This is a genomic window from Variovorax sp. Root434 (assembly GCF_001426595.1).
Lineage (GTDB): Bacteria > Pseudomonadota > Gammaproteobacteria > Burkholderiales > Burkholderiaceae_C > Variovorax.
In genome coordinates, this window is sequence record NZ_LMEK01000028.1 from 131,906 (window position 1) to 154,835 (window position 22,930).

The following is a 22,930-nucleotide window of genomic DNA, read 5'->3' on the forward strand; positions in this document are numbered from 1 at the left end:
TCAGGCTCCGAAAAGGTCGCGCGCGATGACGTTCTTCTGAACTTCGCTGGTGCCGCCGGCGATGGTGCGCGAGCGGTAGAAAAGATAGGTGTGCACGAGCTCGCGCTGCAGATCGACATCCTGCTGCGCGTCGACGCCGGTGGCGGCCACCAGCCGCGCCGCGTGCGCCGGGCCCGCGATGTCGAACGCGATGCCGATGATCTGCTGCGAGAGCTCCGAACAGTAGAGCTTGAGCGCTGACGACTTGGAGGCCGCGAGCGTGCCCTGCATTTCTTCCTGGATGGCGCTCAGCAGCATCTCGCGTGCGCCCTTCACGCCGGCCTGCGCGAGATAGAGGCGCTCCAGCAGCACGTGGAAGCTGGGCGATGCAGCGGCTGCGGCATTGGCGTCGCGCCGTGCCACCAGCAGCTCCTCGACCTGCTCGGCGAGCCGCGCCAGCCGCGGCACGGTCGCGGGCGACAGACGTTCGCGGTCGAGCAGGAACTTGGCGCACTTCCAGCCCTCGCCTTCGGCGCCGACCAGGTTCTCGCACGGCACGCGCACGTCGTTGAGGAACACCTCGTTGACGTGGTGCCAGTGGTCGATGGTGGGAATCGGGCGCACCTCGATGCCGGGCGTGTTCATCGGCACCAGCAGCAGCGAGATGCCGGCCTGCTTGCGCCCCTCGTTCGACGTGCGCACCAGCGTGTACATCATGTCGGCCTCCTGCGCGTGCGAGGTCCAGATCTTCTGGCCGTTGAGCACGTAGTGGTCGCCGTCGCGGCGCGCGGAGGTCTTGAGCGAGGCCAGGTCGGAGCCGGCGCCGGGCTCCGAATAGCCCTGGCACCACCACTCGCTGCCGTCGAGGATGCGCGGCAGGAAGCGCGCCTTCTGCGCCTCGGTGCCGAAGTGCAGGATCACCGGTCCGATGTGGCCCAGGCCGTGGTGGTACTGCGGCGGGCAATCGGCCTGCGCGGTGATCTCCTCGAACAGGTAGCGCTGCTGCAGGTCCCAGCCGGTGCCGCCGTGGGCCACCGGCCAGTTGGGCGCGGCCCAGCCGCGGGCGAACAGCTTCTCTTGCCAGATGCGGTATTCGTTGCGCGTGATCTTCTGGTTGCTGCGCACGAAGCGCTTGAGTTCTTCCGGGCACTGCTCGGCGGCGAACTGGCGCAGCTCCTCGCGGAACGCGGCGTAGGGATCGGTCTGTGTTGGCGTTGTCATGTATCGGTGTGCTTGTTTTCGAAAGCGGTCATCGGGTCTTGTTCAGTCGAGCTGGATGCGGCGCTCGCGGATCACCGGCGCCCAGCGGTCGTGCTCGGCGCGCAGGTAGGCCGCGAACTCCGGTTGCGTCATGAGGCGCGGCTCCACGCCGGCGCGCTCGAGGGCCGCGCGCACTTCGGGTGTCTCGAGCACCGCGCGCAGGTCGGCGTAGATGCGTTGCTGCAGTTCGGCGGACGTCTTGCTCGGCAGGAAGAAACCGAACCAGCCGCCCGCGGCGAAGCCCGCAAGCTGCGGCACGCCCGAGCGCGCGATGGGCACCACCTCGGGCATCCGCGCCACGGGCGCGTCGCTGGCAACGCCGAGCGCCTTGAGCCGGCCGGCGCGCACGTAGGACATCGAGGCGGCCGAATCGAACATGGCCTGCACCTGGCCGCCCAGCAGGTCGTTCAGCGCGGGCCCGTTGCCACGGTAAGGCACGTGCACGATGTCGATGCCCGTCAGCGAGGCCAGCAGCTCGGCGGCGATGTGCGGGCTCGATCCGTTGCCGGAGGACGCGAACACGACCCCCTTCGGATTCGCCTTGGCATAGGCGATCAGCTCGGGCACCGTGTTCACGGGCAGCCTGGCCGACACGAACAGCACGCTCGGCGCGTCGGCCACGATGGTGACCGGCACCAGCGCGGCGGGGTCGTAGGGCAGGTTCTTCATCAGCAGCGGATTGCCGATGTAGCCGAAGGCGGTGAGCAGCAGCGTGTAGCCATCGCCCGGCGCACGCGCGGCCGCGGCGGTGCCGATGGAAGTCCCTCCCCCGTTGCGGTTGTCGATCACCACGGGCTGGCCCCAGCGCGCCGACAGCGCCGGGGCGACGATGCGCGCGAGGTTGTCGGTCAGCCCGCCGGCCGCGTACGGAACGATCAGCTGCACCGGCTTGTCGGGAAACGCCAGGGCCATGGCCGGCACCGCGGCAAGCACGCCGCAGCACATCGCGAGAAGGAATCGTTGAAGGACTTGCATCGCTGGATCTCGAAGGAAGTTTACTTAACGGCCGGTAAGTTACGAATCGGGTTTACCCTTCCAGGCGATGCGGCGCGCATGGGCGCCGCAGCGTCGTCAAGCTTCAGCGCTTTGGTGTCGCGCGCAGGCCGCCGAAGGCCATGTCGAGGTACTGCTCGATCACCTCACGGGTGCTCAGGCGGCCCTTGGGCGAATGCCAGCGGCAGATGTGGTTGAGCATCGACAGCAGCATGCGTCCGGCGATGGCGGGGTCGACCTTGCGCACCTCCCCCTTGGCGATGGCCTCGGCGATGCAGTCGCGCAAGAGGTGCTCGTATTCGTCGCGCAGGTAGACGGCCCCCGCGCGCGGATCGCCCTCGCTGCCGGACCAGAATGCGTTGGAGCCCGCGATCCAGGAATTGCGGCTGCGGTCCAGGAAGTCGGCGGACGACTCCATGAACAGGCGCACCTTGTCCAACGGACTCCTGCCGCGGGACATGGCCTCGCGCACCGAGTCCACCAGCGCCTGCATCGACTCCAGCACGATGCGCTCGTACAGCGCTTCCTTGTTGGGGAAGTGGTAGTAGAGCGCGGCCTTGGTGATCTTGGCCTCGTCGGCGATGTCGCGCAGCGAGGTGCCTTCGTAGCCCTTCTTGGCGAAGAGCCGGCAGGCGATTTCGGTCAGCTGCTCCTGGCGCACGTCGGACTTGCGCCTGGAGCCCCGTTCCGGATCTGCCGCCTCGGCGACGTTGGACTGGGTTGCCATGGGCGAAGGTCCTCTTGAAATTCTTGGCGTGGGAGCTTGCGGGGGGCAGCGGCTGAACAGCCATGCACTCGGTCCGCAATCGATCAAAAAATAATAGCACGCACCATGTAGCCGCAAGGCCCTGGTGCCGCGTGCCATCAGCGTCCGGTGTAGACGGGCGCGCGCTTCTCGAGGAAGGCGCGCTGCGCTTCCTTCGCGTCTTCCGTCTTCGACAGCGCCACCGTGTTGCCCTGCTCGTAGCGGTAGGCATCGCGCGATGGCATCACCTGCGTCATGCGGGCCGCTTCCTTGGCCAGGCGCAATGCGATCGGGCTCTTGGAGGCGATCTCGGCGGCGATCTCCATCGCGTAGGGCATGAGCTCGTCGGCCGGCAGGCAGGCTTCGACGAGGCCGAGCCGGTACAGCTCCTGGCCGGTGACCTTCATGCCCGTATAGAACATGCGCCGCGCACGCGAGCGGCCGAACACCTCCTGCAGGAAGGTCACGCCGCCGGCCAGGCCGACGTTGATCTCGGGCATCGAGACGAAGGCGTCCTCCGACGCCACCCAGATGTCGGAGGCCATCACGAGGCCGAAGCCCGCGCCCATGGCCGGGCCGTTGATGGCCGCGATGACGGGCTTGGAGCACTCCACCACCGCGTAGTACGACTCGCGCACCAGGCGGTTGTGGCGGCCGTAGGCGCCGGGCGTGGCGCCGAGGTTGGGCCGCTCGCGGATGTCGGCGCCGGCCGAGAAGGTCTTGCCGCTGCCGGTGAGCACGATGACCGAGACGTCGTCGCGGTCGGAAAGCTCGTCGAACACCTGCGTCAGCTCGCTGCGCAGCTCGGCGTTCTGGGCATTGACGGGAGGGCGATTGAGCGTGAGCACCGCGATCCGGTCCTTGACCTCGAGCAGCAACGTATTGAAAGTCATCATGTCTCCTTGGGCGTCCTTGAAAATATTACCTGTCGCACGGTAAGTTATTTTGAGGCAGACGGCGCTCTTTTGGCAACTGCCGCGGCCCAGGACAGGTCGCGGTCGGGACAGCTGCACCGAAGCCATCTACGCCAGAGGGGCCGATGCGGGCTGCTTATGCGTCGCGCAATTCAGGCGCTCATAATGCCGGCGACCGATGCCAGAGGTCACCCTCGAACCCCGAGGCTCCGCGCCCTCCAGCCGGGCCGGCCGCTCTCCTCTCCTGGCATTTACGGGACGACATCATGAGCGCACTCCACATGTTTCTACCGGCGTGCGAGCCAGCGCGCAGCGAGATGCTCGCGCAGCTGGTGAAGACGCACCACGTACCCCGCCACCTCGTCAAAGGCATCGTGCCCAGGAGCCATGGCGCGCGCATCGAGACCACTTCGGCCGATGCGCCACAAGGCCAGCAACAGGCGCAGCAAGCGTCGCCGCAGGACTCCGAGGCACCGGCTGCACAGGAGTAATTGCCGCGCAAACCTCCAGCCGTCGGGATGGGGGAATCTCCTACAGCGCGACAGTGCTGCAACCGATCCACGCATCTCCCACGCAGAGCGACACCCCCTCCCTGGGCTCTGCAAGCAAACGCCGGCGCTTTCCCAGAAGTGCCGTCAAGGAGATATTCATGGCAGCCACTTCCATTGCCACCGTGATCTCGTCGGATCGCGTCGAGGGGACAAGCGTCTACAACCCATCGGGCGACAAGCTCGGCTCGATCGACGACCTCATGATCGACAAGCTCACGGGCCAGGTCCGCTATGCGGTGCTTGAGTTCGGCGGTTTCCTCGGCATGGGCACCGACCGCTATCCCATTCCGTGGAGCATGCTCAAGTACGACACCTCTCAGGACGGCTACGTGGTGCCGCTGGACAAGGCCACGCTCGAGAAGGCGCCGCGCTACACCGACGACCAGGTGCCGGACTACGACGACCGATACAGCGACACCATCAACAAGTACTACGGCTTCTGACGCGGCGATCGCGGGTCCGCCAGGCGGATCCGCGCGCCGGACGTGATCGGCAGCTTCAGGAACTCCTTCAGCTGGCGCAGCACGATGTCGTTGCGCCTGGCCGACTGGGAGGCCACGCAGTCGCGCGGCACCACCACCGAGAGGTCGCGCATTCCGGCCTCGCTCGCCGTCACGAGAACGCACTGGTCGCTTGCCACGCCCGTAAGGATGAGGCGATCGGCGTCCAGGTGCTGCAGCAGCAGTTCGAGCGGCGTGCCGAAGAACGCGGACTGCTTGGGCTTGAGCAGGAAGTAGTCGTCGGCGTCGGGATTCAACGCATTCGCGATCGCCGCACCGGCGCCGCCCTGCGCCAGCGCCTGGTCCACCAGCGCGCGGAAATCGGAGCGCCAGCGGCCCCGGTTGTCGTTCGCGTAGATCACCGGCACGCCGGCCTTGCGGCACCGCGCCTTCAGCGCCGCGATGGGCCGCGCGATCCGCGCAGCGCGCACGAGCAGCTTTTCCGCATCGGGGAAATCCCAGCAACTGATCATGTCGATGATCAGCAGCGCGGTGTGGCCCGCGGCGCTTTCGTCGGCGAGCACGCCTGGGGATGCGGCAGATCGGGAAGGCATGCGGCCATTTTTTCATCTGCGGCGCTTGTGTGCGCAGCGGCCGCGCCATTCGCGGCCTCGTCCGACATCGCATGGCGGCGCAGCGCGGCGGCCCCGCGCTTTCGCACGGAAGAACGTCGGCTTTTTCCACCCGGCCATCGACCACGAGCCCGGAGTCTTCCGATGAAAAGTACCGTCAGCGATTTCGTTGCGCAGCGTGATGCCGCCATCGCCTGAGGAGAGGCGGCCGTGTCCACGCGCCTTTCGGTCGCACGCACGCGCGAAGCGCTGCTCGAGCTGAAGAAGGCGACCGACCGATGCCGCGAATGCCCCCTCGGTGCGCGCGCCACGCAGGCCGTGTGCGGCGAGGGCCAGGTTCGCTCGGCCATCATGGTGGTCGGCGAGCAGCCCGGCGACAAGGAGGACGTGCAGGGCCGGCCTTTCGTCGGCCCGGCCGGCAAGCTCCTCGACCGGGCGCTGGACGAACTGGGCTGGACGCGCGAAGAACTCTACGTGACCAATGCGGTCAAGCATTTCAAGTACGAGCTGCGCGGCAAGCGGCGCATGCACAAGACGCCGGGCCAGCGCGAGGCGGAAGCCTGCCATCACTGGCTGCAGGACGAGATCGATCTCGTGCGGCCCCCTGCCCTCGTCGCCCTGGGCGCCACGGCAGCGCGCGCACTTCTCGGACGGCAGGTGGCGGTGACGAAGGAGCGTGGCCGCTGGCACGACGACCCATCGGGACGGCCCGTGCTGGTCACCCTGCACCCCTCCGCATTGCTGCGCGGCGACCCTCGTCAACGCGACGAGGCCTGGCAGGCGTGGCTGAAGGACCTGGGGGTGGCGCTGCCGCGCAAGGCGAAGGACTGACACGAGCGGTGGGCCGTTTCTCACACGCATGGCCCACGAATCCTGCAGATTGAAGACTGCCCAGTTTCGACCCCGAAGGACTTCCATGACTGCCAGCATTCCCGGCTCCCCGGGCACACCCGACTCGAGCGACGTCGTCGATCGGCTTCTCACCTTCGCATACCGCGGATGGATCGTTTCCTGCGGCACCCAGCGCATCGATGGCGGCCTCTACAGGCCGGTCGTGTTCTGCCGTCCGGACGAGCCGGGAGAAAAAGACGCCCGGCTTCCTGTCGACACGGACAACGCGGCCTATGCAAGCGAGGCCGAGGCGCTGCGCCATGGAGAGCAGCAGGCCATGCGGTGGGTCCACGACCGCACCGGGGGACAGGGCGAGTTCTGAACGATTCGCCCCGCCGCGAGACCCGATGCGGGCGCGTTCAGGCGTGCACCGGCTCGGAGATCCCGCACAGCGCCTCGGCGGCCGGCTTGACCCTGCGCTCCTTCACCGCGACGTCGGCGAGGGCCACGATTCCCACGAGCCGCTTCTCGCGATTCACGATCGGCAGGCGCCGAACCTGGTGCTGGGCCATGAGCTGCGCCGCGCGTTCGACGGGCTCGTCGTCATAGGCCCATTGCACACCCGACGACATGACGTCGCGGACCTTGACCTTGCCGTCCAGGCCTTCCGCCACGCCCCTGATGGCGATGTCGCGATCGGAGATCGTTCCGATCATGCGATCGTCCTCGCCCACCGGCATCATCCCGAAGTCGCCGTCGCGCATGGACTGCGCGGCCTCGATGAGCGTCGCATCGGGGTGAACGACCTTCACGTCCTTGCTCATGACGTCCTTGATCTTGTGCATTTGAAACTCCTGTGAAAAGAACCAGAAACGGCGCGCACGCGCTAACCGCACCTCACGTGGAGTTGCAGCGCATTCCACGCATCCGTTCAACTTAGGCCCATCCCGCATGCGGTCTGTAGGACAGCGGCGAACAACCCGGCGGCCGGACCTTCACAGCCGCGGCGGCCATTGGCGGCGACTGCCTACATCCGCATGGGGGGGTGGCGTCGTGCGCTCGCGCGAGAGGATCCCTACGATGGCCTCGTCCAAGTGTTGCAGGAGGCTCGCATGCAAATACGGCGACATCGAATCCTCATCCACCACCGCCGCCCGTTCCACCTTCATGTTCTCGGCACGTTGGCGATATTGGCAGTGCTGCTGACCTCGTCGATGGCAACGCATTCGCAACGCCACCAGATCCTGGTCGCCGCCGACGCGCCGGCCATCGAGGCGCAGGCCGCCACCGGGCAGCTCGATCCGGCCGACAGCGCCCTGCTGCGCGACATTGCCGAGGCCAATCTGGCGGAGATCGAATCGGGCCAGCTCGCCCTCGAGAGAGCGCAGAGCGACCAGATCCGGCAGTTCGCGCGGACCATGGTCGACAACCACACGCAGGCCATGAAAGAGACCGAACTCTTCGCAAGGGAAAAGAACATCCGGCTGCCTTCGGTTCCGGGCGCACGGTACGCCGTCGCCCTTGCCGAACTCAAGGTGCTCAAGGGCGCCGCCTTCGACCGGCAGTACATGTCGCAATCCGGCTTCGGCCAGCACAAGACAACCGTCGAGCTGCTGCAGAAGACCCAGTCGACGGCAAAGGACCCGGAGCTGAAGGCCCTGGCCGTGAAGCTGCTCCCGATCGTTCAGAAGCAGCTGCAGTACGCCTTGTCGAAATAGCAGAACACGTCGCGCATGCCCCAGTGCCGAGCGGCCTCTGCAAAGAGTGCTTCGCCCGGCATGGCGGCGCCGCGACGTCCTCAGGGTGCGCTCGCCGCCATGTTGCGGCACTCCTGCGCGCAACTCCTGCAGGCCGTCGCGCACGCCTGGCAGTGATCGTGGTCATGGCCGGCGCATTCGTCGCCGCAGGCACTGCAGACCTCGGCGCACAGCCGGCAGGCGGCTCTGGCGTGCACGCTGCCGCGGGCCATCAGCGATGCGCAGAGCCTGCACATGGCCTCGCAGTCGGTGTCCAGCGCAATGCAGGCGGCCATCGATTTCACGTCCGGTTCGCGCAGGCATGCCGCCGCGCAGCGGCCGCATGCAGTGGCACAGGCATTGCACGCGGCAATGCATCGATCGAAGAGTTCCTGGGTCATCAGAGTCCTTCCTTGCGTTGCGGCAAGAGATCCGTTGCGGCGCGCAACGGGCGGGGCCCGGGCTCCCGGGGTGCATCGGTCGGCGCGCTTCCTGGTGCACTTCCGGAAATCGGCCATCGCGAGCTCCGGTCGTCCGGGCCAAGCCAAGGTTCGGCGCGCGCGGCGCGCGCCATGTCGGACAGATGCGGACGCAGGGGTCGGCTGCCGTCGAAAAACCGGGCTCGCAGTTGCCGGTTGCCGGCTCCTTCGCCTGCATCGAAAAAGCGCAGCGCTCCTACATTCTTGCGACACGGGCGGATGAAGAACACCCCTTTCACCTCGAAAGGAATGCACATGACCGACCCACGCAAAGCGGCGCCGCGCCCGCCGTTTTCCACCCCCGAACAGCAGCCGCCCGGACTCCAGTCCCGCATGGACCCGCCGCCCGACTCCGGCGAGAACTCGTACGTGGGAAGCGGCAAGCTGCAGGGCAAGGCCGCGCTGATCACGGGCGGCGACAGCGGCATCGGGCGCGCCGTCGCGCTCGCCTTTGCGCGCGAGGGCGCCGACGTGCTCATCTCCTACTTGGCCGAAGAAGAGGAAGATGCGCGCGTCACTGCCCAATGGGTCGAGCGTACGGGGCGCAGCTGCGTCTGCGTGGCGGGCGACATCCGCGAGGAAGCGCACTGCCGGCGGCTCGTGGACACGGCCATCGAACGCTTCGGCAAGCTCGACGTGCTCGTGAACAACGCGGCATTCCAGATGAGCCACAAGTCGCTGGACGAGATCTCCGAGGAAGAGTTCGACCGGACCTTCCGCACCAACGTCTACGCCCCCTTCTTCCTCAGCAAGGCAGCGGCCGCGCACATGAAGCCGGGCAGCTCGATCATCAGCACGGCCTCGGTCAACGCCGACAAGCCCAACGCGACCCTCGTGGCCTACGCGGCCACGAAGGGCGCGATCCAGAACATGTCCGGGGGCATGGCGCAACTGCTCGCCGAAAAAGGCATCCGGGTGAACTGCGTGGCGCCCGGTCCATTCTGGACGCCGCTCATTCCTTCCACGATGCCGCCCGACAAGGTCAGGGAATTCGGCAGCCAGACGCCGCTGAAGCGACCCGGCCAGCCGGCCGAGCTGCAGGCCGTGTACGTGCTTCTCGCCTCGGACCAGGCAAGCTACATCTCAGGCGCCACCATTCCGGTGACGGGCGGGGTGCCCTTCATCTGAGGCGCGGCGCGAAGGCCGCCTGCCGGTCTGCCGCATGCGCGCAGCAGGCCGGGGCGGCTCTTCGCATGACTGCAGCTCAGGCCTTGGCACTGCGCATCTGGTCGCGCAGGGACTTGATCTGGTCGTGGTTGCGCTTGGCGCCGTCGGCCTGGCGCTGCACCACGGCACGCACGTCCGCCGGGAGTTCCTGCTTGAGTGCCTTGCGATAGCGCGCGACCGCCGCGTCCTCGCCGCGTTCGCATTCCTCCAGCATGGACAGCGGGCTGTCCGCGCCGACCTTGCCCTTCACGTGCACCCAGCCGCGGTGCATGGCGCCGGCGACCGTGCCGCCGTCATCGACTTCGCCTCCGTACTGCCGGATGAGCCCCGCCAGTTCCGATGCAGCGCTGGCGCACTGGGCGGCGCGCTCACGGAACACCTGCTTCAGTTGCGCCGAGTCGACCTCTTCCGCGCAGGCGCGGAAGCCGTACTCGCCGTCGCGCGTGTTTTCCAGGAGATCGTCGAGCACGTCCACGACCTGGTCGTTGGGAATGACGCTGGTGGTGGTGCCGTTGGTTGTGTGGGCGTAGCTGGTCATGAAATCGCTCCATGCAAATGCCGGGCAACCGCGGCGCCGGCGGGGTTGAAGAAAAGGAAAAGGAAGAACTGCAATGAAGCTTCATCGTGTGCCGCTCGCGTGCGGCCCGTGTCGTCTACACCCGATGGCGGCTGTAAGCCTTCTCCGAGGCGCAGCATCCCGCGGGCGGGAACCGCCGCTTCATGCAACCAGCCTCCCCGCGGAAATGGAGGAGTCGCCCGGATCGAGTTGCGCGAGGATGGCGAACAGCTCGTCCACGCGGTGCGCGCAGGTGTGGCGGGCGAGCACCGTGGCAAGGCCGTGCTGCGCCAGCGAATCGGCGAATTCGCGGTCCCCGAGCACGTCGCGCAGATGGTGGCGCATTGCGGTGCCGTCGTTCGCGACGAGGAAATCGCGGCCCGGCGTGAACAGCGCCTCGGTGTCGTGCCAGGGCGCACTCACCAGTGGAATGCCGCATGCCAGCGCCTCGAACATGCGGATGGTGGGAACGCCGCGCAGCGCTTCCACGTGGGGCCGGTGCGGCAAGTGCACCGTCACCCGGTGGCGCGCGAACACGAGCGGCACCTTGTAGTTGGCGATCCATCCACCGTACTCGATGCCGGCCCCGCTCAGGCGGTCGATCGCGGGATCGGGGTAGCGCACGCCATACACCAGGGCCTTCAGCCCGAGGTCGCGCACCGGTCCGAGCAGGAATTCGTCGAGCTCGGCCACGCGCGCGTCGTCGCCCCAGTTGCCGACCCACACCAGGTCGCCGGTGCGCGCCACCTCGGGGCGTGGATGAAAACGCCGCACGTCCGCGGCCTCGTGCCACGTCCACGCATCGCGTGCCCAGCCCTTGCTGCGGTACAGGTCGCGAATCACATCGCCGCAGGCCAGCGCGCCGTCGTAGTGGGCGAGGTCGTAGGCGGCCATGGATTTTTCGTCCGTCACCGCGCGGTGATGCGTGTCGTGGAACAGCAGGCGATAACGGCCGCCGTCGCGCCGATGCAGGCCGATGCGGCGCACCAGCGCAGGCTCGTTCCATTCGTGCACGAGCACGACGTCCGCACCGTCGAGCACGGCATCGAGGTCGAGCGTCGCGCGGTCGTACGGCGTGCTTTGCAGTTCCGGGTAGGCGCGCGCGAAGCCTTCCACAGGCCTGCGGCCGTGTGCGGCCTCGAGGTTGGCCCGGCTCCAGCCGCGGCGCGGTTCGTACACGGCCACTTCGTGGCCTCGTGCGACAAGCTCGCTGCAGATGCCGCGCAAGAAGTGAGCATTGCCATGGTTCCAATCGGAAACGAGCGAATGGCAGAACATCACGAAGCGCATGAAATCTCCCTGTTTTGCTGTTTTGCTGTTGGACGGTGGAAGCAACGGGATCGACGGACCCCGGCCTTCCTCAGTGCCTGCGCCGCGCCGCGAGATAGCCCGCCGCGGCGGCCAGCGCCAGGGCGCCTCCCGCCACGGCGATGCCCGCTGCCAGCCCCGGCATCTCCGGGCGGGGCGGCGTGCGCTGCGCGGTGGCGCGCGCCGGTGCGGGCGCCGCGGACACCGGCATCGACTTCGACACGCTCACCGACACCGGATCGCTCGCCGGGAACGACTCTTCGATGCCGTGGTCGATCGCGTCCTCGTGCGGCATCTCGGTCACGGCCCGGGCAGGCGACGTCCCGCCGCTGTGCACGGGTGGAGCGGAGTGATCCTCCGACGTGGGGAAACGGAAGGCGCGGTCCTCGTCCGGGGTGCTGCTGGTAGTGGGGGTGCTCATGGAAGGACTCCTGGATATGGTTCGGCTGCGGATCAGACTGCCGGTCTATCCAAGCACCGCAGGGCCGTGTGTGGGAGCCCGGGGGCAGCGCCTGTAGGAGCGGCGGACTAGGGCCGGCCACACGGGCGCGACGGGAAAAAAAGCCCGCCCGATATGGGCGCGCTCCGACGCAAAGACGGGATTCCGGGACGCGGTGGCCGTCGCTTCCGGACGACGCCTCCACGGGGCCGGCGCAACCAGCATCGGTGCCCCAGGAGGAATACGCCCATGGACCGACTGTTCGCTTCGTTCGCCAACCACGTCGCGCGCATTGCAGGGAGCCCGACGACCTTCCTGCTCTGCGTCGCGGTGGTGGTGGTGTGGGCCGCCACGGGGCCCATGTTCGGCTTCTCGGAGACCTGGCAGCTGATCATCAATACCGGTACGACGATCGTGACGTTCCTGATGGTGTTCCTGATCCAGAACACCCAGAACCGCGACGGCCTGGCACTGCAAACCAAGCTCGACGAACTCATCCGCTCGTCCGACGCGCAGGACGAATTCATGGGCATCGAGAAGCTCACCGACAAGGAACTCGTCGTGCTGCACCAGAAGTGCGAGGCTGCTGCGAGACAGAGCCAGGCCACGCTGGATCGCGCGCTCGCCGAACGCCGCAGGCGCGGCCACGCGGGCGTGCCCGAAGTCGAGCGCGAGGAGGTGGCCGATGGCCGGAATCGCGGTATGGGCGGACCTTGAATTCGAGCGGCCGAGACCGAATAATGGGCCGCAGGCCCTGCCCCTGCAGCCCGCATCCGTATCCGCCGCGCTCCTTGTTCATTCATCCCTTTCGAGGAGATCGTCTTGACAATGAAGATCGCGCAGATTGCGCCACTTTACGAAGCCGTTCCGCCCAGGTTTTATGGCGGCACTGAAAGAGTCGTCGCGCACCTTGCCAATGCGCTGGCGGACCTCGGCCACGAGGTCACGCTGTTCGCCTGCGCCGATGCGCGCAGCCGCGCGAAGGTGGTGCCGATGCGCGCCCGGGCATTGCGGCTGGACCCCGCGCCGCTGAAGTCGGACCTGGCCAGCCACCTGACCATGCTCCACGAGGTTCGGCGCCGCGCCGGCGAGTTCGACGTGCTTCATTTCCACGTCGACCTGGTGCACTTCCCGTTCTTCGAGGACATGGCCGAGCGCACGCTGACCACCCTGCACGGGCGGCTCGACATCGCCGACCTGCCCGAGGCCTACATGCGCTGGAACAGGTATCCGCTGGCATCGATCTCGCGCCACCAGCGCCGCCCCCTGCCCTTCGCCAACTGGCTCGCGAACGTGCCGCACGGGATCGATGAATCGGCCTACGCATTCGGACAGGGCACGGGCGGCTACCTGGCGTTCCTCGGCCGCATCTCGCCCGAGAAGCGGCCGGACCGCGCCATCTCGATCGCCAGGAAGGCGGGCCTGCCGCTGCGCATCGCCGCCAAGGTGGACCCCGCCGACCGGCACTATTTCGAGCAGGAGATCCGCCACCTGCTCGACGACCCGCTGGTCGAGTTCATCGGCGAGATCGGCGACGAGGACAAGGCCGCCTTCCTCGGCGGCGCGCGGGCGCTGCTGTTTCCCATCGACTGGCCGGAGCCCTTCGGGCTCGTGATGATCGAAGCCATGGCCTGCGGCACGCCGGCGATCGGCTGGCGCTGCGGATCGGTGCCCGAGATCGTCGAGGACGGCGTGAGCGGCGTGATCGTCGAGAGCGAGGCGCAGGCCGTCGCGGCGGTGCACGAGATCGACCGGCTCGACCGCCGCCTCGTGCGGCAGGCCTTCGACAGCCGCTTCTCCGCGCGCGCCATGGCAACTGCCTACCTGGAACTCTATGCGCGCCTCGCGGGCGGCGGCAGCCCCATGCCGGAGAAGCAGCCGCCGCTGCCGGTTCTCCAGAAAGCAGCCTGAGACATGAGCACCGATGCAGAAGCCACTGCCGCCGACCAGGCCGAGCCGGCCACCGAGCGCGCCGTGCAGCAGGCCTTCGTCCTGAAGGAAGGCGACACCTATTTCGTGATGGACGCGCTAGGCGACGTGGGCGGAGGCGTCGACGGCCTGTTCCACAACGACACGCGCATGCTCTCAACCTTCACGCTGAGCCTCGACGCGCAGCGGCCATCGCTGCTTTCCAGCGGTGTGAGCCAGGACAACGTGTTCTTCGTCGCGAACCTCACGAACCATCCGCTGCCCGTGCTCGGCTCGACGTCGATGCCGCAGGGCGTGATCCACCTGGAGCGCAAGCGCTTCCTGTGGAACGCCCGCCTCTTCGAACGCATCCGGCTCGTGAACTACGGCGAGCAGGCGGCCCAGGTGCCGCTGGGCCTGCGCTTCGGTGCCGACTTCCGCGACATGTTCGAGGTGCGCGGGCAGCGCCGTGCCCGGCGCGGCGACTTCGACGCCCCCGAAGTGCGCCCCGACGGCGCGACGCTTCGCTATCGCGGGCTCGACACCCTCCTGCGCAGCGCCTGCGTCGACTTCTCCATGATCCCGCGCAGCATGGACGCCGGCAGCGCCGAATTCGATGTGCGGCTCGCCGCGCATGGCGAATGGACCTTGCATGTCGAAGTGGGGGAGCAGCCCGCGCGGCCGACGCCGCAGCGCTTTCGCGAAGCCTGCACGCTCGCACGGTGGCGCATGCGCGCGCGGCAGCGCAGGGGCGCCCGCCTGCAGAGTTCGGGGCGCCTGTTCCAGGCATGGCTGGAGCGCTCGCGCGCCGACCTGGCGCTGCTGACCACCGACCTGCCCACCGGGCCCTATCCGTACGCCGGCATCCCCTGGTTCTCCACGCCTTTCGGTCGCGACGCGATCGTGACCTCGTTCCAGACGCTGTGGATCGATCCGCGGCTGGCCGAGGGCGTGCTCACCTTCCTGGCGGCGAGACAGGCGCGCCAGACCTCCACCTTCCGCGACTCCGAGCCGGGGAAGATCATGCACGAGACCCGCAAGGGCGAAATGGCCGCCGTGGACGAGCTGCCCTTCGGCGAGTACTACGGCGGGGTCGACACCACGCCGCTGTTCGTGGCGCTCGCGGGCGCCTATGCGCGCCGCACCGGCGACCACGCCGCCATCGGGCGCATCTGGCCCTCGCTGTGCGCCGCCTGCGACTGGATGGAGCGCAACATGGCGCGCCACCCCGAGGGGCTGCTGGCCTACCAGCGCGGCGAGGCCAGCGGCCTCGTCAACCAGGGCTGGAAGGACAGCCACGATTCGATCTTCCACGCCGACGGGCGCACGCCCATGGGGCCCATCGCGCTGGTCGAGGTGCAGGGCTACGCGTACGACGCGTTCCTTGCGATGTCGACGATGGCCGAATGGCGCGGCGACGCGGCCGCGGTGCGCTGGCGCCGGCGCGCCGAGGCGGTGCTCGAGGCGGTCGAGAGATGCTTCTGGCTCGAGGACCAGCAGTTCTATGCACTGGCCGTCGACGGCCTGGGGATGCCCTGCCGCGTGCGCGCCTCCAACGCCGGCCATCTGCTGTTCTTCGGCCTGCCGGACCAGGACCGTGCCGCGGCGGTGGGGCGGCAGCTGATGTCGTCCTCGTTCACCTCCGGATGGGGCGTTCGCACGCTGTCCACGGAGGCCGTGCGCTTCAATCCCATGTCGTACCACAACGGCTCGGTGTGGCCGCACGACACCGCCCTGTGCGCGGCCGGCCTGGCGCGGTACGGCGAGCGCGAGGGCGTGATGCGCATCCTCGACGAGCTCTTCGAGTCCGCCGCGCATTTCGGCATGCGCCTGCCGGAACTCTTCTGCGGCTTCAATCGCCAGCCCGGCCAGGCCCCCGTGGCCTACCCGGTCGCATGCCTGCCGCAGGCGTGGGCGGCGGGTTCGGCGTTCATGCTGGTCCAGGCCTGCCTGGGCGTGGAAATCGACGGCATCCGCAACAAGGTGCGCATCGTGCAGCCGCGCCTGCCGGCGAACATCGAGCAGTTGCGCGTGGAGCGTCTGAAGGTCGGCCAGGGCCTTGTGGACCTGAGGTTCCAGCGCATCGGCAACCGCATCGTGGTTTCGGCGGAATCGCCGCCGCGCGGCCCGCACGTCGAGGTGGAGCTTTGCCTCTGACGCCCGCGACGGGTGTCTAGAGCCCGCCGACGATGGTTTTCAGCTCGTCGATCGACGCCGGTTTCGGCAGGTGCGCATTGAAGCCCGCCTCGAGCGCGCGGCGCACATCCGCGCGCCGGCCCAGGCCCGACATCGCGATCGAGCGCAGCTCGCGCGTTGCGGGCCGGCGGCGCACCTCCGCGATGAGCTGGAAGCCATCCATCTGCGGCATCCCGAGGTCGGACACGAGCAGGTCGTAGGTGTTCTTCTCGAGCAGGTCCAGCGCTTCCCTGGCGCTCTCCGCGACGTCGACGGTTGCGCCTTCCAGCCGCAACACCTCCGCGAACGGAATCAGCGCGTCGGCGTAGTCGTCCACCGCCAGCACGCGCCAACCTTTGAAATCGACCCCGGCCTGCGCCTGTGCCTGCGTTGCCGCTTGCTCGGCGCCCTTGCCTTCGAGCGGAAGCCATACACTGAACTCGCACCCGTTCCCGATGCCGGCCGAGAACGCCTTGACCCGCCCCTGGTGGGCATGCGCGAGTTCCTGCACCAGGGCCAGGCCGATGCCCATCCCGGCGTTGGACGGCGCCGCCTCGTCGACGGCCTGGTTGAACATGCCGAACACATGCGGCAGGAACTCGCCGGAGATGCCGCAGCCGCTGTCCGTCACGGTGAGCCTCGCGAATTCGCCCTCGGCCTCCACGCGGGCACAGATGCGCCCGCCCGCGGGCGTGAACTTGACGGCGTTGCTCAGCAGGTTCCAGGCGATCTGCTCCACGCGCACCCGGTCGCCATGGCACTCGATGCCCGGCTCGCAGTGCGTCTCCAGCACCAGCTTCTTCTCGGGCGCGGCTGCAACGGCGGCATTCGCGGCAGCCTGCACGATCTCGCCCAGGTCGACGCGCACCCGGTTCAGCCGCAACTTGCCGGTGCGGATGCGCGAGAGGTCCAGCAGGTCGTTGATGATGCGGGTCTGGCTGCCGACGGCGCGCTTGATGGTCTCGCTCACCCGCCGGACCTTGGCGCTTTCCGTGGCCACCGGCAGGTGCAGCAGCAGCTCCGCGTTCATCTGGATCAGGTTGAGCGGCTGCTTCAGCTCGTGCGACATCACCGCGAGGAACCTGTCCTTCAGCTCGTTGGCCATCTGTGCGTTCAGGCTCGCCTTTTTTTCCTTGACCAGCAGATGGTCCAGCGCAAGCTCATGCCGCTTGGTGCCGGTCATGTCCCGCGCGATCTTGGCGAAGCCGCCTCCCGCCCTGTCGTCCAGCAGCGTCATCACGCCGCTGCAGAAGAAGCGCGTGCCGTCCTTGCGCTGGTGCCAGCGCTCGTCTTCGGCGCGGCCGGACTGCGCCGCGTTGCGCATTTCCGCTTCGGGTACGCCGTGCGCGCGGTCCTCGGGTGTGAAGATGGTCGCGATCGGGCTGCCGATCATCTCTGCCTCGCCGTAGCCGAAGATGCGCTCGGCGCCGAGATTCCAGCTGGTGACGATGCCCTGCGGGTCGGCGGTGATGATGGCGAAGTCGCTCGTCGTCGCGGCCGCCCGTCGCAGCCGCTCCTCGCCCGCACGCACGCGCTCTTCCGCGGTCCGCAATTCGGTGATGTCGAAGAAGTTGAGGATGGCCCCCTCGATCCGGTCCTCGGCCGTCCGGTATGGAAGGATGCGCGCGAGGAAATGCCGCCCGTCGGCACTCTTCACGTGGCGCTCGCTCGCGCGCAATTCCCTGAAGGCCAACGCCGTGTCCTCGGCCAGCTCGGGGTAGTCGAGCCGGGTCGTGATGTCGAACAGCGAGCGCCCCAGGTCCGAGGGAATCAGGTTGAAGAGGTTGCTCGCATGCGGCGTGTAGCGCTTGATGTGCATGCTCCGGTCGACGAACACGGTGGCGATCTCGGCCGAGGCGATCAGGTTCTGCAGGTCGTCGTTGATGTGCTCCCATTCCTCGACCTTGACCTTGAGTTCGAAGTTGACGGTCACCAGCTCCTCGTTCATCGACTGGAGCTCTTCCTTGCTCGTCTCCAGTTCCTCGCTGGCCGAACGCAGTTCCTCGTTGATGGCCTGCAGCTCCTCGTTCGAGGCCTTCAGTTCCTCGGTCGAGGTCTCGGAGCTCTCGATGGTGTCCTGCAGGTGGAGTTTGAGCTGCCTGATTTCCTCCTCGAGCTGGGCGATCAACTGTTCGCGCGCGGCATCGGGCGGTGCGCCATCGTCCGGCCGCGTGCTCTCCTCGGTCTCGTCGAAGACCACGAGGATCAGCTGCCTGCTCCCCGGCTCCTGCTGCACCGGTCGCACGGTGATGTTCAGGAACACCTGCCGGCCGTCTTCCTGGCGCAAAACGAGCCGCGCCTCGACGCTGCGCGACGACTGCGCCGACTTGAACAGCGCAGTGCGCAGTTCGAGCCGGATGTCCGGGCGCACGTTGTTCAGCAGGTTGTCCGAGGGCTCGCCGCTCGCGCGCTCGAGGAAGCGCCCGGCGCCGTTGGACAGATGAAGCACGTTGTGGTCGCTGTCGATCAGCACGCTGGGCGGCGAGAACTGCTCCAGCGCGCGCTGGTGCAGCTCGGCGAGGCTGGGCCGTTCGCCGCCGTTGCGCCTGGATGCGCGCAGTGCCTGCATGACGGGGCCGGTCGGCAGCGCGGGCGGTGCCTCGCTGATCACCGGCACGTGCCGTGCGGGCAGAAGCTCGGGGTTGACCTGGAAGATGCGGTGGCGCTTGTCGACGGCGGTGAACAGGTTCGCGGCCGCGTCGGTCGACTCGGAGGTGCCGAGGAACAGGAAGCCGCCCGGCTTGAGCGCGATGCGGAACATCCCGAGCACGCGGGCCTGGGCGTCGCGATCGAGATAGATCAGCAGGTTGCGGCAGCAGATCATGTCGAGCCGGGAGAACGGCGGATCGCTCAGCAGGTTGTGCTGCGCGAAGAGCACCGGCTCGCGCACCGAGGCCGACACGCGGAACTGGTCGCGGTCCTTCAGGAAGTACTGCCGCAGCCGGCCAGGCGCGATGTCTGCCGCGATGCCTTGCGCATACACGCCCTTGCGGGCCGTGGCGATGGCGCGCTCGTCGACGTCGGTTGCGAAGACCTGGATGTCCAGCGGCTTCGACAACCGGTCGGCGTGCTCGCGCAGCAGCATGCTGATGGAGTACGCCTCCTCCCCGGTCGCGCATCCCGCCACCCAGACCCGCAGCTGCTCGCCCGGTTGCTTGCGCTCCACCAGCGGCCCGATGACCTCCCCGGACAATGCCTCGAAGGCGTCGCGGTCCCGGAAGAAGTTGGTCACGCTGATCAGCATGTCCTGCAACAGCGGCGCGGCCTCCTCCGGATGCTCCCGGAGGAAGTCGCGGTAGGCCGGCAGGTCGGCCAGCCGGTTCACCTGCAGCCGGCGCTCGATGCGGCGCAGCACCGTGGCGCGCTTGTAGTGGAGGAAGTCGTGCCGCGTGTAGGTCTTCAGCAGCGCCATGACCTCCTGCAGCGCCTTCTCGGCGAACAGCGACGAGGCAGGGCCTTCCGGCTCCTCCACCAAAGCGCCCACCTCGGACGCGTGCGGAAGTTGGATGTGGCGCGCGTTGCGCCATACATCGACCAGCCGCTCGCCCATCTGGTCGGCCGGAAGCACGAAGTCGACCATGCCGGTGGCGATGGCGGCCAGCGGCATTCCACCGTAGGTCGCGTCCTCCGGCGACTGGGCCATGGTCAGGCCCGCGTGCTCCTTGATTCGGGTGAGCCCGACCGCGCCGTCGCTGCCGGTGCCCGACAGGACGATGCTGACCGCGCGCTCGCGGTGCACCTGCGCCAGCGTGCGGAAGAAGACGTCCGCCGCGGTTGCGCGTCCATAGGGCCGCTCGCTCTGCGTGACCTGCAGGTTGCCGCCGTTCATCGTCAGTTCGACGCCGGGCGGAATCACGTAGATGTGATCGACCTCGATCGGCATCGTGCCGGCCGCCTGGGCCACAGGCAGGGCCGTCGTGCGCTGCAGGATCGCGGGGGCGCTGCTTTCATGGTCCGGCGACAAGTGCAGGATCACCACGAAGGCCATGCCCGGCCGCTCCGGCATGTGCTCGAAGAAGCGCATCAGCGCCTCCATTCCGCCGGCCGACCCGGCAAGGCCGACGACAGGGAAGCTCAGCGAACTTGGCGCCAGCGTCGCGGGCTCGGAGGAAGGCGCAGGGGCACCGGAGGTCTGGGAATCGGGCATTCGGGCTCGCAGGGAAAGTGCGGCATTCGGGAGCAACGATTTTGCGCCCAAGTCCGGCAACCCCGGTACGAACATTCCCTGCGCGGCGCCCGCCGTGGGGAGCGGGGGCGCCGTGCAAGCTCTCAGGCGGCCTGGATCTCGATGCGCCGCGCCTTCGCGTGCGCAGCCTTCGGAATCCGCAGCCGCAGCACGCCCTGCGCCAGTTCGGCGGTGACGTTCTGGGTGTCAAGCTCCTTGCTCAGCGTGAACACCCGCCTGAACCTCGCGAGGCCCACCTCCGTGTGGCTGGAGTTGAGCCCCTCGGGCGTTGTCAGGCTGGACTCGGCTTCGATGGTCAGCGTCGCGGCTTCCACATGGAGGTTCAGCTTGTCGCGGGTCACGCCGGGCAGGTCGGCATAGAGCGTGATGCCGCCGCTGTCCTCGATCACGTCGACGGCCGGCGTCAGCGCGGCCTCGGCATGGCGAGACGAATCCCTCCGTGCGAGCTCGCCCTGTTCGGCGGCCGACGAGGTCTGGAGATCGCGTTTCATGATGTGGCTCCTTTCGTTCGGTTCGTTCGGGGTTCCTCCGGCTCGCTACTGGATGGCGATCCGGCGCGGCTGCGCGGACGCACGCCGCTGGACAGTGATGTGCAGCACGCCATCGCTCATGCGGGCATTCACGGCGTCGGGGTCGGCGTCTTCCGGCAGCGTCATGACGCGGCGGAATGCGCCCTCGAAACGCTCGTTGATGTGCACCGCGGCCTTGTCGCCTTCCTCGGGGAGCGCGCTCTTGCGCTCCCCGGAGATGGTCAGCAGGCCGCGCTCGAGGTTGACCTCGAGCGTAGAGGGGTCCACGCCCGGCGCAAACGCATAGATCTCCAGCGTCTGCGGGGTGCTGCCCACGTTCAGCGCGGGGAAGCCGTTCCAGGCAATGCCGCGGATGGAGGGAGACAGGTCGAAAGCCTGCTGCACGTCGCGCTGCAGGCGGTCCATCTCCGCAAAGATGTCGCGAGGAAACAAGGATCGATACATGGCGAAACCTCCGTAAGAAGTTGAATGCAGAACAACGAAAAACCGGCGGCGTGCGCCCCCACGCTCCAGGCGCTACTGGAGCCTGCTCGATTCGCGGTGGGGCGGGGGCGGCGCCGTCGGACCGGCGCGCGCGAGCGTCTTGATTCGCGGCATCCGCAAGCGCCAGCGCGGCGGGCGGGACACCGGATAGTCGAACTTCGCCAGTTCTTCCCGCCCCTTGCTGGTGATGGCGAGCACCTGCGCCGCGGAAGGTGTGCCCGCAAGCGCGATGGGGTCGGAGGGCGACGGCACCAGGGCCACCACGAGGCCCGCGGCCCGAAGCAGCCGGACGCTGTCGATGTCCTCCGTCCGGTAGAAGGACACGGGCAGGCGGGAGGTGGCGATTTGCCTCAGCAGGTTCATGGTCATTTGAGTGCCTCCTTTTCGGTTTGACCAGGTTCCAACGGAAGTCAACATAGTTTCACTCGCCAGGATTTCAAGAGGGGAAATCGACAGCCGATCTGCGGCGCTGCGCGCCCCGCGTTTTCGCTGTCTCCTTCCTACATGGGACGTCGCAGGACGCTGACCCGGCGCGGCCCCGCGGCGCCTAGCGTTCCTTGCGTCAGCCCGGCGGCCGGCGAAGTTCCGGCGGCGAAGCCGACACGTGGGACCAAGCACCTTCGCAACAACCCTCACCCTCAGGAGACTTCCATGACACGCTTCTCTACGCTTCTGGCCGCGACCGCCTTTGCGCTGGCCGGCTCGGCTTTCGCACAGGGCACGCCGCCTACCACCGCCCCCGCGAATCCCGCCACCGCAGCCGGGCAGCAGAGCCCCGCGGGCGGCTCGATGGGCACGACCGGTACCCTGCCCCAGAGCAGCACAGGCGCGGCCACGTCCACGCCGCCTAGCAGCACCGCGACCACGCCCAGCAGCAGCAGCAGCACCGACACGACCAACATGGCTGCGTCGAACGACACCCGGCCCATGCGTGCGGCGCGCGCCGATCGCAACTGAGCGGTGGCACACCCCGGCATTCATCGCCTGACCGGCAGCCCGGCGCCAGCCTTGGCCCTGCTGCTGGCCGCCGCATGCGCGGCGATGGCGCCACCCGCCTGCGCGGCCGGCAAGCCTGCGGCCGCGCAGCAGGTGGCCCTTGCGGCAGTGGCTTCGGGCGACAACGGGGCGGCCCCCTTCGCCGTCATCGACAAGAAAGGCGCCCGCCTGTTCGTGTTCGACAAAGACGCCCGCCTGCTCGCCACCTCGCCGGTGCTGCTGGGCGCGGCGAAGGGCGACGATTCGGTGCCGGGCATCGGCACCCGTGCGATGAAAGACATACGCCCCGAGGAGCGAACGACGCCGGCGGGCCGCTTCGTCACCGAACCGGGAGTGAATGCGGCAGGCGAAGACGTGGTCTGGATCGACTACGACGCTGCGGTCTCCATGCATCGCGTGCGAACGGCCAACAAGTCGGAACGGCGGCTGGAGCGCCTCGCCTCGCCCAGCATCGAGGACAACCGCATCTCCTACGGATGCGTCAACGTGCCGGCGCGCTTCTACGACCAACAGGTGAAGCCACTGTTCGGAAACCGCAAGGGCCTCGTGTACGTGCTTCCGGAGACGACGACGGTCGAACATAGGTTTTCCTTCATGGACCCCAACCAGAAGCCCTGAGCCC

25 protein-coding genes are annotated in these 22,930 nt (G+C 68.0%); 11 read left to right on the plus strand and 14 right to left on the minus strand.

What is annotated here, in order from left to right; all coding sequences use genetic code 11:
* The 4 genes from ASD05_RS28140 to ASD05_RS28155 all read right to left on the minus strand — a co-directional run bounded on the left by ASD05_RS28140 (window position 1) and on the right by ASD05_RS28155 (window position 3,870).
* Complete coding sequence (locus tag ASD05_RS28140) at window positions 1–1,200, minus strand: acyl-CoA dehydrogenase family protein (protein WP_056599731.1); 1,200 nt, start codon at window positions 1,198–1,200, stop codon at window positions 1–3.
* 42 nt (window positions 1,201–1,242) lie between these two features.
* Window positions 1,243–2,214, minus strand: a complete 972-nt coding sequence (locus ASD05_RS28145) for a Bug family tripartite tricarboxylate transporter substrate binding protein (protein WP_082572458.1) — start codon at window positions 2,212–2,214, stop codon at window positions 1,243–1,245.
* A 103-nt stretch (window positions 2,215–2,317) separates the two neighbouring features.
* Window positions 2,318–2,959: a TetR/AcrR family transcriptional regulator gene (locus ASD05_RS28150; RefSeq protein ID WP_056599741.1), complete on the minus strand. Its 642-nt coding sequence runs from the start codon at window positions 2,957–2,959 to the stop codon at window positions 2,318–2,320.
* A 137-nt stretch (window positions 2,960–3,096) separates the two neighbouring features.
* Window positions 3,097–3,870 carry an enoyl-CoA hydratase/isomerase family protein gene (locus tag ASD05_RS28155; RefSeq protein ID WP_056599925.1) on the minus strand — a complete coding sequence of 258 codons (774 nt, stop codon included), beginning with the start codon at window positions 3,868–3,870 and terminating at the stop codon, window positions 3,097–3,099.
* Between the two features lie 287 nt (window positions 3,871–4,157).
* On the opposite strand from ASD05_RS28155, the gene ASD05_RS28160 reads away from it, so the two are divergent.
* Together ASD05_RS28160 and ASD05_RS28165 are read left to right on the plus strand one after the other, a co-directional pair.
* On the plus strand, window positions 4,158–4,382 hold the full coding sequence (locus tag ASD05_RS28160; RefSeq protein ID WP_056599745.1) for a hypothetical protein: 225 nt from the start codon (window positions 4,158–4,160) through the stop codon (window positions 4,380–4,382).
* A 158-nt stretch (window positions 4,383–4,540) separates the two neighbouring features.
* The gene (locus ASD05_RS28165; RefSeq protein WP_056599750.1) at window positions 4,541–4,885 is read left to right on the plus strand and encodes a PRC-barrel domain-containing protein; all 345 of its coding nucleotides are present in this window, start codon (window positions 4,541–4,543) and stop codon (window positions 4,883–4,885) included.
* On the opposite strand, the gene ASD05_RS28170 is transcribed toward ASD05_RS28165, so the two are convergent.
* Entirely contained in the window at window positions 4,873–5,496 is a 624-nt protein-coding gene (locus ASD05_RS28170) for an isochorismatase family cysteine hydrolase (RefSeq protein ID WP_056599753.1), read from the minus strand. The two genes, ASD05_RS28165 and ASD05_RS28170, sit on opposite strands and share 13 nt — an antisense overlap.
* A gap of 228 nt (window positions 5,497–5,724) precedes the next feature.
* Between ASD05_RS28170 and ASD05_RS28175 the strand changes: the two genes are divergently transcribed.
* Both ASD05_RS28175 and ASD05_RS28180 read left to right on the plus strand, forming a co-directional pair.
* Entirely contained in the window at window positions 5,725–6,345 is a 621-nt protein-coding gene (locus tag ASD05_RS28175) for a UdgX family uracil-DNA binding protein (protein WP_082572469.1), read from the plus strand.
* An 85-nt stretch (window positions 6,346–6,430) separates the two neighbouring features.
* Complete coding sequence (locus ASD05_RS28180; protein WP_056599755.1) at window positions 6,431–6,727, plus strand: hypothetical protein; 297 nt, start codon at window positions 6,431–6,433, stop codon at window positions 6,725–6,727.
* 37 nt (window positions 6,728–6,764) lie between these two features.
* On the opposite strand, the gene ASD05_RS28185 is transcribed toward ASD05_RS28180, so the two are convergent.
* Window positions 6,765–7,190 (minus strand): CBS domain-containing protein, encoded by a 426-nt coding sequence (locus tag ASD05_RS28185; protein WP_056599758.1) that lies wholly within the window; start codon window positions 7,188–7,190, stop codon window positions 6,765–6,767.
* Window positions 7,191–7,358: 168 nt separating this feature from the next.
* On the opposite strand from ASD05_RS28185, the gene ASD05_RS28190 reads away from it, so the two are divergent.
* Entirely contained in the window at window positions 7,359–8,063 is a 705-nt protein-coding gene (locus ASD05_RS28190) for a DUF4142 domain-containing protein (protein WP_082572471.1), read from the plus strand.
* An 80-nt stretch (window positions 8,064–8,143) separates the two neighbouring features.
* On the opposite strand, the gene ASD05_RS28195 is transcribed toward ASD05_RS28190, so the two are convergent.
* Window positions 8,144–8,482: a four-helix bundle copper-binding protein gene (locus tag ASD05_RS28195; protein ID WP_056599767.1), complete on the minus strand. Its 339-nt coding sequence runs from the start codon at window positions 8,480–8,482 to the stop codon at window positions 8,144–8,146.
* Between the two features lie 333 nt (window positions 8,483–8,815).
* On the opposite strand from ASD05_RS28195, the gene ASD05_RS28200 reads away from it, so the two are divergent.
* Window positions 8,816–9,688, plus strand: a complete 873-nt coding sequence (locus ASD05_RS28200; RefSeq protein ID WP_056599930.1) for an SDR family oxidoreductase — start codon at window positions 8,816–8,818, stop codon at window positions 9,686–9,688.
* Between the two features lie 76 nt (window positions 9,689–9,764).
* On the opposite strand, the gene ASD05_RS28205 is transcribed toward ASD05_RS28200, so the two are convergent.
* The 3 genes from ASD05_RS28205 to ASD05_RS28215 form a co-directional block, all read right to left on the minus strand.
* On the minus strand, window positions 9,765–10,265 hold the full coding sequence (locus ASD05_RS28205) for a ferritin-like domain-containing protein (RefSeq protein ID WP_056599770.1): 501 nt from the start codon (window positions 10,263–10,265) through the stop codon (window positions 9,765–9,767).
* A 180-nt stretch (window positions 10,266–10,445) separates the two neighbouring features.
* Window positions 10,446–11,573 (minus strand): glycosyltransferase family protein, encoded by a 1,128-nt coding sequence (locus tag ASD05_RS28210; RefSeq protein ID WP_056599773.1) that lies wholly within the window; start codon window positions 11,571–11,573, stop codon window positions 10,446–10,448.
* A gap of 70 nt (window positions 11,574–11,643) precedes the next feature.
* The gene (locus tag ASD05_RS28215; RefSeq protein ID WP_157610323.1) at window positions 11,644–12,012 is read right to left on the minus strand and encodes a hypothetical protein; all 369 of its coding nucleotides are present in this window, start codon (window positions 12,010–12,012) and stop codon (window positions 11,644–11,646) included.
* Between the two features lie 267 nt (window positions 12,013–12,279).
* On the opposite strand from ASD05_RS28215, the gene ASD05_RS28220 reads away from it, so the two are divergent.
* The 3 genes from ASD05_RS28220 to ASD05_RS28230 all read left to right on the plus strand — a co-directional run bounded on the left by ASD05_RS28220 (window position 12,280) and on the right by ASD05_RS28230 (window position 16,095).
* The gene (locus ASD05_RS28220) at window positions 12,280–12,747 is read left to right on the plus strand and encodes a low affinity iron permease family protein (protein WP_056599780.1); all 468 of its coding nucleotides are present in this window, start codon (window positions 12,280–12,282) and stop codon (window positions 12,745–12,747) included.
* Between the two features lie 111 nt (window positions 12,748–12,858).
* Window positions 12,859–13,941 (plus strand): glycosyltransferase family 4 protein, encoded by a 1,083-nt coding sequence (locus ASD05_RS28225; protein WP_056599782.1) that lies wholly within the window; start codon window positions 12,859–12,861, stop codon window positions 13,939–13,941.
* 3 nt (window positions 13,942–13,944) lie between these two features.
* Entirely contained in the window at window positions 13,945–16,095 is a 2,151-nt protein-coding gene (locus ASD05_RS28230) for an amylo-alpha-1,6-glucosidase (protein ID WP_056599785.1), read from the plus strand.
* Between the two features lie 16 nt (window positions 16,096–16,111).
* On the opposite strand, the gene ASD05_RS28235 is transcribed toward ASD05_RS28230, so the two are convergent.
* From ASD05_RS28235 to ASD05_RS28250, 4 genes are all read right to left on the minus strand, one after another.
* Window positions 16,112–20,260: a CheR family methyltransferase gene (locus ASD05_RS28235; protein ID WP_056599789.1), complete on the minus strand. Its 4,149-nt coding sequence runs from the start codon at window positions 20,258–20,260 to the stop codon at window positions 16,112–16,114.
* Between the two features lie 122 nt (window positions 20,261–20,382).
* Window positions 20,383–20,790, minus strand: a complete 408-nt coding sequence (locus ASD05_RS28240; RefSeq protein ID WP_056599792.1) for an Hsp20/alpha crystallin family protein — start codon at window positions 20,788–20,790, stop codon at window positions 20,383–20,385.
* A 45-nt stretch (window positions 20,791–20,835) separates the two neighbouring features.
* On the minus strand, window positions 20,836–21,273 hold the full coding sequence (locus ASD05_RS28245; protein ID WP_007832946.1) for an Hsp20/alpha crystallin family protein: 438 nt from the start codon (window positions 21,271–21,273) through the stop codon (window positions 20,836–20,838).
* Between the two features lie 72 nt (window positions 21,274–21,345).
* Window positions 21,346–21,681, minus strand: coding sequence for a hypothetical protein (locus ASD05_RS28250; protein WP_056599795.1), 336 nt, complete (start codon window positions 21,679–21,681; stop codon window positions 21,346–21,348).
* A 282-nt stretch (window positions 21,682–21,963) separates the two neighbouring features.
* On the opposite strand from ASD05_RS28250, the gene ASD05_RS28255 reads away from it, so the two are divergent.
* Window positions 21,964–22,269, plus strand: coding sequence for a hypothetical protein (locus ASD05_RS28255; RefSeq protein ID WP_056599798.1), 306 nt, complete (start codon window positions 21,964–21,966; stop codon window positions 22,267–22,269).
* Window positions 22,270–22,320: 51 nt separating this feature from the next.
* Window positions 22,321–22,926: a L,D-transpeptidase gene (locus tag ASD05_RS28260; RefSeq protein WP_235508136.1), complete on the plus strand. Its 606-nt coding sequence runs from the start codon at window positions 22,321–22,323 to the stop codon at window positions 22,924–22,926.
* The last annotated feature ends 4 nt before the right edge of the window (window positions 22,927–22,930 follow it).